The sequence below is a fragment of the Flavobacterium sp. genome, from assembly GCF_039595935.1.
Lineage (GTDB): Bacteria > Bacteroidota > Bacteroidia > Flavobacteriales > Flavobacteriaceae > Flavobacterium.
Window position 1 is genome coordinate 1,561,186 of sequence record NZ_JBCNKR010000006.1, and the last position, 12,042, is coordinate 1,573,227.

Sequence of the window (12,042 nt, forward strand, 5' to 3'; positions counted from 1 at the left end):
TGATTTTATTTATTGGAAATGGTTCTTTGGTCAATAACTTCATAATTCTTCAATCTTTCAACTGGCACAGATTTGTTTTTAGCTAATACTGTGAAATATGTTTTTGTTGCAAAAAGAGAAGAATTTACGGCTCTTCGATTAAAATTAGTATTGATAACTTCTAATCTTGGATGATAAGGTTTTGGAGCCCGATAATCTTTTGAAAAATTAACTGCTGTGCTATAATAAAAAGTAGATTTTTGTAAGAAATACTTTTTGGAGACTTGCAGAATAATTTTTGAGTAGGGCAGGCTCGAATAATTTTTGGCCGTTAAAGTTATTTCCCAGTATGTTTTTAAATCTTTAAACGATTCTATTTTACAAAGCTCAAATAACGGTTTGATATCAAAACTACCCATATAATTCTTCAGCGGATCTGCAATTTGTATAGCCTTCTCCGAATGACTTATTTTTAAATTTATCGTTTTTGAATTTAATATCTCAGTCTGATCAATTTTCATATAAACCTCATTCGATTCATTTTTGTTAAAAACACCTTTGTAGGCTTGTTCAACTTTTTTAGAATCGGCAGTTTTATACAAGGCATAACTTGAATTATACTGTAATGGTTTGGCTGAACTGTATTCTTTCCCCATTTGCTGCAAAACTTCACTCGCAGTTTGACAATATGCAAAAGAGGTAAATGCTAAAAAGCTGATAAATAATAGTACTTTATTAAGCATAAAAATTAATTATTGATAAAATTACCTGAACGGGTTTCCTGAATTGTTTTTATTCCTTTGGCTGTTTCTTTTTTGACTCTCACTAAGCCTCCTTCATTATCATATTCATAGAATGTAGAATAATTGTTTTCATCCAATTCAGACATAAGTTTGAAGGTTTCAGGATCATAAACGAATGTTTTTACACTTCCGTCAATAGGATGAATTCTAATGTCATCAAAGTAAACCGGTATTCCGCCGCTTTTGTTTTCAAGCTCAATTCCTATAGTTCTGGTTTCTGCTGGAATTAAAAATTTATAAGTAATTCTCTGCCACCCATCTATAATGTCTCCTTTAGCAAATAATACATCGGTTTTAATTTTATATCGGTCATCAGTTGTATTAACATTGTTGTAATAAATTAAATTTATTACGGCATTTTCATAAGTTTTTACCTGTATGGCTGACTCTTCTTTCACCCATGCACTAAGAAGGTATTCTCTGTTAGGTTCTGGTTGAAAAGTAAGACAGTCTGAACAATAATTTTTGTCTGTCGGATCACCGCAGGTGAATTTGCTTAGTTTTAAATTGTCTGATAAGAACGCTGCATTTTCTCCGAAAGATTCAAAGCTTTCGTAACCATAGTAATCATATTTAAAATCATCAATTTTAGATCGAGGAAATTCTGTTTCCGGAAGAGTCAATAGATATTTTAACGAAGTTGTTAAAAGCGGAACTACTCTTGTTTCTCCATTTCCGGCTGTTAATGTTTGAACATAGTTAGGATCTTCATTTCTTGCTAATGGCTGACTGCTAATGCCTCCATCAACATAGAATCCATTTTCTATACCAATAACATATAAGTGTGGTTTATCTGTACTAGTGTCGCTGGTATCTTTTGAATTACTGAATTTCGACATAGTAGTTCTTAATGCTTCAACATTACTCGTTTCGCATCCATCAGTAATCATCATAACCAAACTTGGCTTAACTGGAGAATTTAAAGCAACATCTAAACCACTTTTCCAATAATCTGAAGAAGGACTTACACCTGTAACTTTTCCGCTTCGATTTCCATAATCCTCTAGCCATTGATAAAATCTTTGTAAATCTGAAGGATTTTCATTAGATACTCTAATAGCTGGAATATTATCTGTTCTAACAATATTATCGCTATCTGACATTCCAATTAATGAGACGTAAATGTTTGATTGTAATTTATCATTATCATCAGCCTGCTGTTGAATGTAATTTCTTAATTGTTTTTTAATTTTTGCGCCTTCAATAGCAGGATCGATTGAACCGGATTCATCAACTACAATTGCAATATGTGATACGCAATATAATTCAGAGCAGAAGTTAATATGGTTGACATAACTGCTAACATTACTGCTAGGTGTTGTAGTTACTTCTGTAACTTCTTCATATGATCTATAATTATCTAAATTAAAGTCAGAAACAACATTTCCATTCGTTGCAATCTTGACATCATAATCAGGATAATTAGAAAATGAAAAAGCAACAAATCCTTCTTGAGTGTCGTGTACAAAATTATAAATGGCAGGATTTTGATTATCAATATAGAATTTTAATGCCCCTAATTCATCACAAGTATATCCATTTACAATTGTTTCAGCAGGAAGACTAAGAAGTTTATTAACTAATGTTTTAAAGATCGCTTTAATTTTTGGAGTATTAATATTGTCTTTTGTACATGAAACAAAAGGTTCACAAGATTCAATTTCTATTACTTTACTAAATTCAAAACTACATTCAGTTCCGGTGTAAGCATCCAAATAAACAGTATATTTTCCAGGAATTGCAGGTGTAAAAGTATATAGTCCTGTTGTATTTGTGACAGGATTAAGATGTTGTGAGCTTCCGTTCTTTAAAACATACCAATTGTAATTTACATTTGTTGATGTTGTTTCAAATGAAAAATTAATTGGTTTGTTTATACATGAAGTCTCTTGAGCAAAAGATGTTAATGAAAATAACACCAAGGCAAAAGTAACAATCCAATATTTCTGTATTTTAAAAATGTTTGCCATATTTTATTTAGTTAGTGACAATTTGCTTTCAATAACAAATTCTCTCTTCATTTTTGTTTACTTTATTTTACTCCTCATAACATGAAACTGCGCCAACAGTTTGAACAATGCGTTGAGCTTCAATGTCTATACAATCTGCAGGATTACTATCACCAGATCTTGGTAAAGTCCTGGTTCGCTGTACACCATTACGATCAATATAAGTGACATAATCAGTTCCATTATGCCCTTCAGGATGTACTGCTCTAAATGAATAATTTTGCGTAGAGGGAGGTAAACATTCAATACTTTCTGCCACTTTACCAGTATTATCAATTCTATATGAGATACCCTCAATGCCATATTGATACCATAAATTTCCACTTCCTACCGGAGTAGTTAATGATGAATTTGTATATAATTGTGTTCCAATTCCTAAACTTGATGTCGCTGCATAAAATGTATTTGTGAAACTAGTCTGAGCACAAGCTAGAGAAGAAGAAGATCTTCCTGGATTTGAAAAATTAAAGCCATATACAGTAGGAGTGTTGCAAGATGAAATTTCAGTTACTTTTCCTGAAGCATCAAGTTTGTATGAAATTGCATTAGTTTGGTTTTGATACCATAAATTTCCATTACTTACTGGACTAGTCAAATCAGCATCAGTATAAAGTTGAGTATTCAGTACTAATGTATTTGTTGCAGCATAAAATTTAATTGGAAATGCTGTTTCACTACATGCAAGTGCTGAAGAAGTTTTTCCAGGATTTGAAAATTGGAAAGGATAACTTGTTGTTTTAATGATTTTAATAACTCCTGTAATTGGTGAACAGTCTATTACAGTAATTGTTCCTTGTGCTGTTAAAGGACCACAGCCTCCTTGAAGAGTTACTGTATAATTGAAAATTCCAGATTCAGTTGGAGTACCACTAATTGTTACTGTATTTCCGCTAAAATTTCCATTAGTACCCAATGGTAACCCAGAAACAGCTGCAGATGTTGCTCCATTTGTAGTGTAGACAATTGAAGTGATAGATGTGTTAACATTTCTTGTTTGAGCATCAGTTCCTGTTGTAGAAGTTAAGGCAATTGTATTTGCAGGATTAACGATAATAGTTCCTACAGCATTTACTGTTCCGCAGTTACCAGAAAGCGGAATTGAATAATTAAAAGTCCCAGTCTCAGTAGGAGTTCCGCTGATGGTAATTGCATTTGAAGCCCACAGAGCACTTACTCCATTTGGTAAATTATAATTTACGGAAGTTGCTTCAATTCCCGTTGCATTAGTTGTTGTATGAGTAATGGCTGTTAAAGCCGTATTGATACATAAAGTTGGGGTAGACGAAGCTGCCGTTACTGTTTTATTTGGTGTCACGGTAATCGTCCCTGTTGCATTCACGGTTCCGCATCCGCCAGAAAGAGGAATCGAATAGTTAAAAGTTCCTGCTGCTGTCGGCGTTCCGCTGATGGTAATAGTATTTGAAGCCCATGCTGCAGATACCCCAGCCGGAAGTCCGGTTGCTGTTCCGATAGCCGTTGCCCCGGTTGTAGTATGTGTAATAGCTGTTAAGGCTGTATTGATACAAAGTGTTGGCGACGATGATGCTGCACTTGCTGTATTTGCAGGTGTCACGGTAATCGTTCCTGTTGCATTCACGGTTCCGCATCCGCCAGAAAGAGGAATCGAATAGTTAAAAGTTCCTGCAGCAGTAGGAGTTCCGCTGATGGTAATAGTATTAGAAGCCCATGCTGCAGATACCCCAGCCGGTAATCCCGTTGCCGTTCCAATGCCTGTTGCACTAACAGTTGTATGAGTAATGGCTGTTAAAGCCGTATTGATACATAAAGTTGGGGTAGACGAAGCTGCCGTTACTGTTTTATTTGGTGTCACGGTAATCGTCCCTGTTGCATTCACGGTTCCGCATCCGCCTGTTAAAGGGATGGAGTAGTTAAAGGTTCCTGCTGCTGTCGGGGTTCCGCTGATGGTAATAGTATTTGAAGCCCATGCTGCAGATACCCCAGCCGGAAGTCCGGTTGCTGTTCCGATAGCCGTTGCCCCGGTTGTAGTATGTGTAATAGCTGTTAAGGCTGTATTGATACAAAGTGTTGGCGACGATGATGCTGCACTTGCTGTATTTGCAGGTGTCACGGTAATCGTTCCTGTTGCATTCACGGTTCCGCATCCGCCAGAAAGAGGAATCGAATAGTTAAAAGTTCCTGCAGCAGTAGGAGTTCCGCTGATGGTAATAGTATTAGAAGCCCATGCTGCAGATACCCCAGCCGGTAATCCCGTTGCCGTTCCAATGCCTGTTGCACTAACAGTTGTATGAGTAATGGCTGTTAAAGCCGTATTGATACATAAAGTTGGGGTAGACGAAGCTGCCGTTACTGTTTTATTTGGTGTCACGGTAATCGTCCCTGTTGCATTCACGGTTCCGCATCCGCCTGTTAAAGGGATGGAGTAGTTAAAGGTTCCTGCTGCTGTCGGGGTTCCGCTGATGGTAATAGTATTTGAAGCCCATGCTGCAGATACCCCAGCCGGAAGTCCGGTTGCTGTTCCGATAGCCGTTGCCCCGGTTGTAGTATGTGTAATAGCTGTTAAGGCTGTATTGATACAAAGTGTTGGCGACGATGATGCTGCACTTGCTGTATTTGCAGGTGTCACGGTAATCGTTCCTGTTGCATTCACGGTTCCGCATCCGCCAGAAAGAGGAATCGAATAGTTAAAAGTTCCTGCTGCTGTCGGGGTTCCGCTGATGGTAATAGTATTTGAAGCCCATGCTGCAGATACCCCAGCCGGTAATCCCGTTGCCGTTCCAATGCCTGTTGCACTAACAGTTGTATGAGTAATGGCTGTTAAAGCCGTATTGATACATAAAGTTGGGGTAGACGAAGCTGCCGTTACTGTTTTATTTGGTGTCACGGTAATCGTCCCTGTTGCATTCACGGTTCCGCATCCGCCAGAAAGAGGAATCGAATAGTTAAAAGTTCCTGCTGCTGTCGGCGTTCCGCTGATGGTAATAGTATTTGAAGCCCATGCTGCAGATACCCCAGCCGGAAGTCCGGTTGCTGTTCCGATAGCCGTTGCCCCGGTTGTAGTATGTGTAATAGCTGTTAAGGCTGTATTGATACAAAGTGTTGGCGACGATGATGCTGCACTTGCTGTATTTGCAGGTGTCACGGTAATCGTCCCCGTTGCATTCACGGTTCCGCATCCGCCAGAAAGAGGAATCGAATAGTTAAAAGTTCCTGCTGCTGTCGGCGTTCCGCTGATGGTAATAGTATTTGAAGCCCATGCTGCAGATACCCCAGCCGGTAATCCCGTTGCCGTTCCAATGCCTGTTGCACTAACAGTTGTATGAGTAATGGCTGTTAAAGCCGTATTGATACATAAAGTTGGGGTAGACGAAGCTGCCGTTACTGTTTTATTTGGTGTCACGGTAATCGTCCCCGTTGCATTCACGGTTCCGCATCCGCCTGTTAAAGGGATGGAGTAGTTAAAGGTTCCTGCTGCTGTCGGGGTTCCGCTGATGGTAATAGTATTTGAAGCCCATGCCGCAGATACCCCAGCCGGAAGTCCGGTTGCTGTTCCGATAGCCGTTGCCCCGGTTGTAGTATGTGTAATAGCTGTTAAGGCTGTATTGATACAAAGTGTTGGCGACGATGATGCTGCACTTGCTGTATTTGCAGGTGTCACGGTAATCGTCCCCGTTGCATTCACGGTTCCGCATCCGCCAGAAAGAGGAATCGAATAGTTAAAAGTTCCTGCTGCTGTCGGGGTTCCGCTGATGGTAATAGTATTTGAAGCCCATGCTGCAGATACCCCAGCCGGTAATCCCGTTGCCGTTCCAATGCCTGTTGCACTAACAGTTGTATGAGTAATGGCTGTTAAAGCCGTATTGATACATAAAGTTGGGGTAGACGAAGCTGCCGTTACTGTTTTATTTGGTGTCACGGTAATCGTCCCCGTTGCATTCACGGTTCCGCATCCGCCTGTTAAAGGGATGGAGTAGTTAAAGGTTCCTGCTGCTGTCGGGGTTCCGCTGATGGTAATAGTATTTGAAGCCCATGCAGCAGATACCCCAGCCGGAAGTCCGGTTGCTGTTCCGATAGCCGTTGCCCCGGTTGTAGTATGTGTAATAGCTGTTAAGGCTGTATTGATACAAAGTGTTGGCGACGATGATGCTGCACTTGCTGTATTTGCAGGTGTCACGGTAATCGTCCCCGTTGCATTCACGGTTCCGCATCCGCCAGAAAGAGGAATCGAATAGTTAAAAGTTCCTGCTGCTGTCGGGGTTCCGCTGATGGTAATAGTATTTGAAGCCCATGCTGCAGATACCCCAGCCGGTAATCCCGTTGCCGTTCCAATGCCTGTTGCACTAACAGTTGTATGAGTAATGGCTGTTAAAGCCGTATTGATACATAAAGTTGGGGTAGACGAAGCTGCCGTTACTGTTTTATTTGGTGTCACGGTAATCGTCCCCGTTGCATTCACGGTTCCGCATCCGCCTGTTAAAGGGATGGAGTAGTTAAAGGTTCCTGCTGCTGTCGGGGTTCCGCTGATGGTAATAGTATTCGAAGCCCATGCTGCAGATACCCCAGCCGGAAGTCCGGTTGCTGTTCCGATAGCCGTTGCCCCGGTTGTAGTATGTGTAATAGCTGTTAAGGCTGTATTGATACAAAGTGTTGGCGACGATGATGCTGCACTTGCTGTATTTGCAGGTGTCACGGTAATCGTCCCCGTTGCATTCACGGTTCCGCATCCGCCAGAAAGAGGAATCGAATAGTTAAAAGTTCCTGCTGCTGTCGGCGTTCCGCTGATGGTAATAGTATTTGAAGCCCATGCTGCAGATACCCCAGCCGGTAATCCCGTTGCCGTTCCAATGCCTGTTGCACTAACAGTTGTATGAGTAATGGCTGTTAAAGCCGTATTGATACAAAGTGTTGGCGACGATGATGCTGCACTTGCTGTATTTGCAGGTGTCACGGTAATCGTTCCTGTTGCATTCACGGTTCCGCATCCGCCAGAAAGAGGAATCGAATAGTTAAAAGTTCCTGCAGCAGTAGGAGTTCCGCTGATGGTAATAGTATTAGAAGCCCATGCTGCAGATACCCCAGCCGGTAATCCCGTTGCCGTTCCAATGCCTGTTGCACTAACAGTTGTATGAGTAATGGCTGTTAAAGCCGTATTGATACATAAAGTTGGGGTAGACGAAGCTGCCGTTACTGTTTTATTTGGTGTCACGGTAATCGTCCCTGTTGCATTCACGGTTCCGCATCCGCCTGTTAAAGGGATGGAGTAGTTAAAGGTTCCTGCTGCTGTCGGGGTTCCGCTGATGGTAATAGTATTTGAAGCCCATGCTGCAGATACCCCAGCCGGAAGTCCGGTTGCTGTTCCGATAGCCGTTGCCCCGGTTGTAGTATGTGTAATAGCTGTTAAGGCTGTATTGATACAAAGTGTTGGCGACGATGATGCTGCACTTGCTGTATTTGCAGGTGTCACGGTAATCGTTCCTGTTGCATTCACGGTTCCGCATCCGCCAGAAAGAGGAATCGAATAGTTAAAAGTTCCTGCAGCAGTAGGAGTTCCGCTGATGGTAATAGTATTAGAAGCCCATGCTGCAGATACCCCAGCCGGTAATCCCGTTGCCGTTCCAATGCCTGTTGCACTAACAGTTGTATGAGTAATGGCTGTTAAAGCCGTATTGATACATAAAGTTGGGGTAGACGAAGCTGCCGTTACTGTTTTATTTGGTGTCACGGTAATCGTCCCTGTTGCATTCACGGTTCCGCATCCGCCTGTTAAAGGGATGGAGTAGTTAAAGGTTCCTGCTGCTGTCGGGGTTCCGCTGATGGTAATAGTATTTGAAGCCCATGCTGCAGATACCCCAGCCGGAAGTCCGGTTGCTGTTCCGATAGCCGTTGCCCCGGTTGTAGTATGTGTAATAGCTGTTAAGGCTGTATTGATACAAAGTGTTGGCGACGATGATGCTGCACTTGCTGTATTTGCAGGTGTCACGGTAATCGTTCCTGTTGCATTCACGGTTCCGCATCCGCCAGAAAGAGGAATCGAATAGTTAAAAGTTCCTGCTGCTGTCGGGGTTCCGCTGATGGTAATAGTATTTGAAGCCCATGCTGCAGATACCCCAGCCGGTAATCCCGTTGCCGTTCCAATGCCTGTTGCACTAACAGTTGTATGAGTAATGGCTGTTAAAGCCGTATTGATACATAAAGTTGGGGTAGACGAAGCTGCCGTTACTGTTTTATTTGGTGTCACGGTAATCGTCCCTGTTGCATTCACGGTTCCGCATCCGCCAGAAAGAGGAATCGAATAGTTAAAAGTTCCTGCTGCTGTCGGCGTTCCGCTGATGGTAATAGTATTTGAAGCCCATGCTGCAGATACCCCAGCCGGAAGTCCGGTTGCTGTTCCGATAGCCGTTGCCCCGGTTGTAGTATGTGTAATAGCTGTTAAGGCTGTATTGATACAAAGTGTTGGCGACGATGATGCTGCACTTGCTGTATTTGCAGGTGTCACGGTAATCGTCCCCGTTGCATTCACGGTTCCGCATCCGCCAGAAAGAGGAATCGAATAGTTAAAAGTTCCTGCTGCTGTCGGCGTTCCGCTGATGGTAATAGTATTTGAAGCCCATGCTGCAGATACCCCAGCCGGTAATCCCGTTGCCGTTCCAATGCCTGTTGCACTAACAGTTGTATGAGTAATGGCTGTTAAAGCCGTATTGATACATAAAGTTGGGGTAGACGAAGCTGCCGTTACTGTTTTATTTGGTGTCACGGTAATCGTCCCTGTTGCATTCACGGTTCCGCATCCGCCTGTTAAAGGGATGGAGTAGTTAAAGGTTCCTGCTGCTGTCGGGGTTCCGCTGATGGTAATAGTATTTGAAGCCCATGCCGCAGATACCCCAGCCGGAAGTCCGGTTGCTGTTCCGATAGCCGTTGCCCCGGTTGTAGTATGTGTAATAGCTGTTAAGGCTGTATTGATACAAAGTGTTGGCGACGATGATGCTGCACTTGCTGTATTTGCAGGTGTCACGGTAATCGTCCCCGTTGCATTCACGGTTCCGCATCCGCCAGAAAGAGGAATCGAATAGTTAAAAGTTCCTGCTGCTGTCGGGGTTCCGCTGATGGTAATAGTATTTGAAGCCCATGCTGCAGATACCCCAGCCGGTAATCCCGTTGCCGTTCCAATGCCTGTTGCACTAACAGTTGTATGAGTAATGGCTGTTAAAGCCGTATTGATACATAAAGTTGGGGTAGACGAAGCTGCCGTTACTGTTTTATTTGGTGTCACGGTAATCGTCCCCGTTGCATTCACGGTTCCGCATCCGCCTGTTAAAGGGATGGAGTAGTTAAAGGTTCCTGCTGCTGTCGGGGTTCCGCTGATGGTAATAGTATTTGAAGCCCATGCAGCAGATACCCCAGCCGGAAGTCCTGTTGGTGTTCCGATAGCCGTTGCCCCGGTTGTAGTATGTGTAATAGCTGTTAAGGCTGTATTAATACAAAGTGTAGGTGAAGAAGAAGCTGCACTTACCGTTTTGGCAGGATTTACAATGATGGTTCCTGTAGCATTAGCATTAGGTCCGCATGTTCCGGTTAGAGGAATCGAATAGTTAAAAGTACCTGAAGCAGTTGGTGTTCCGCTGATTGTGATTGTATTAGAAGCCCATGCGGCAGTTACACCAGCCGGAAGCCCCGTAGCTGTTCCGATAGCTGTTACCCCTGTTGTTGTATGAGTAATAGCCGTTAAAGCGGTATTGATACAAAGTGTTGGTGAAGAAGAAGCCGCTCCTGCAGATTTAGCAGAACTTACAATAATAGTTCCTGTTGCATTTGCAGTTCCGCATGTCCCTGTTAAAGGAATAGTATAGTTAAAAGTCCCTGAAGCGGTAGGTGTTCCGCTGATGGTAATCGTGTTAGAAGCCCATGCAGCACTTACGCCGGTTGGTAGGTTATAATTATCTGGTGCTCCGGTAGTTGTTATTCCAGTAGCTCCGGAAGTTGTATGTGTAATGGCAGTTAAGGCAGTATTGATACAAAGTGTAGGAGAAGAGGAAGCCGCCCCAGCTGTTTTATTTGACGTTACAATAATAGTCCCCGTTGCGTTTGCAGTTCCGCATGGCCCGGAAATCGGAATAGAATAGTTAAAAGTCCCCGAAGCCGTAGGTGTTCCGCTGATAGTGATGGTATTCGAAGCCCAAGCGGCTGTAACCCCAGTCGGAAGTCCCGCTGCCGTACCGATTCCAGTGGCATTTGTTGTTGTATGGGTAATAGCTGTTAAAGCAGTATTGATACATATAGTCGGCGAAGAAGAAGCTGTACTTACCGTTTTGGCAGGACTTACAATGATGGTTCCCGTAGCATTAGCATTAGGTCCGCATGTTCCTGTCAGAGGAATCGAATAGTTAAAAGTTCCGCTTGCTGTAGGCGTTCCGCTGATTGTGATGGTATTGGAAGCCCATACGGCACTTACACCCTCCGGCAAATTATAATTAACTGAAGACGGATCTATTCCGGTAGCACCACTAGTTGTGTGCGTAATAGCAGTGATAGCTGTATTGACACAAACAGAAGGTGAAGATGAAGCTGCTCCGGCAGATTTAGCAGACGTTACTATAATTGTACCAGTAAGATTAGCCTGCATACAATCATTATAAACAGTTACATTATAATTATATGTTCCAGATGCAGTTGGTGTACCACTTATGGTGATAATATTAGAAGTATAACTACCTGTAACACCTGTTGGTAATCCTGAAAAAGTTGCACCAGTGCCACCAGAACTACTGTAAGTAATATTTGTTATTGCTGTATTGTTGCATTTAGTCTGAGAATCAGTGCCTGCAGAAGAAGTAAGTTGAGCAGTAATAGTATTGCCAGTACAACATGCGGCAAGGTTTGCTTGGGAAGTAATTGATCTATAGGTGATTGTGATAGGGTTTCCTGACCAAATGTTATTTAAAGATACAGTTTGCCCGCTTGTATTAACATATGTTATTTGTCCTGGTTTAGGTCTAATACCATTTGCTCCTGTAGTTTCATCATTTTCGTCAAAAACCCCATCAAAGCATTTGGTATAAGTTACTGGACCAAAAAATATCTTTTTTTGACCGATATTATTTATTGTGTCTTTGTTTTTAGAAGTGAGAATCGGATTGAATTCTCCAGCATATGATGTAATACTGAAAAATACCATTACAAGAGCTGCAATTAGAGGCTTCTTTATTTTAAAACTTTTTGACATATTTTTAATTTCTATAATTAATTGATTAACAATTAATATGATTTTAATAAAA

At 42.2% G+C, this 12,042-nt stretch carries 3 protein-coding genes; all 3 read right to left on the bottom strand.

What is annotated here, in order from left to right:
* Positions 1-5 precede the first annotated feature (5 nt).
* The 3 genes from ABDW27_RS16610 to ABDW27_RS16620 all read right to left on the bottom strand — a co-directional run bounded on the left by ABDW27_RS16610 (position 6) and on the right by ABDW27_RS16620 (position 11,990).
* Positions 6-722, bottom strand: coding sequence for a hypothetical protein (locus tag ABDW27_RS16610; RefSeq protein WP_343696909.1), 717 nt, complete (start codon positions 720-722; stop codon positions 6-8).
* A gap of 5 nt (positions 723-727) precedes the next feature.
* Positions 728-2,752, bottom strand: coding sequence for a hypothetical protein (locus ABDW27_RS16615; RefSeq protein WP_343696910.1), 2,025 nt, complete (start codon positions 2,750-2,752; stop codon positions 728-730).
* Between the two features lie 67 nt (positions 2,753-2,819).
* Positions 2,820-11,990, bottom strand: a complete 9,171-nt coding sequence (locus ABDW27_RS16620) for a hypothetical protein (RefSeq protein ID WP_343696911.1) — start codon at positions 11,988-11,990, stop codon at positions 2,820-2,822.
* Between the last annotated feature and the right edge of the window lie 52 nt (positions 11,991-12,042).

What these genes read in the sequence shown, in the direction of transcription:
- ABDW27_RS16610 (WP_343696909.1), bottom strand. Translation starts at nt 722, where the DNA reads ATGCTTAATAAAGTACTATTATTTATCAGCTTTTTAGCATTTACCTCT.
- ABDW27_RS16615 (WP_343696910.1), bottom strand. Translation starts at nt 2,752, where the DNA reads ATGGCAAACATTTTTAAAATACAGAAATATTGGATTGTTACTTTTGCC.
- ABDW27_RS16620 (WP_343696911.1), bottom strand. Translation starts at nt 11,990, where the DNA reads ATGTCAAAAAGTTTTAAAATAAAGAAGCCTCTAATTGCAGCTCTTGTA.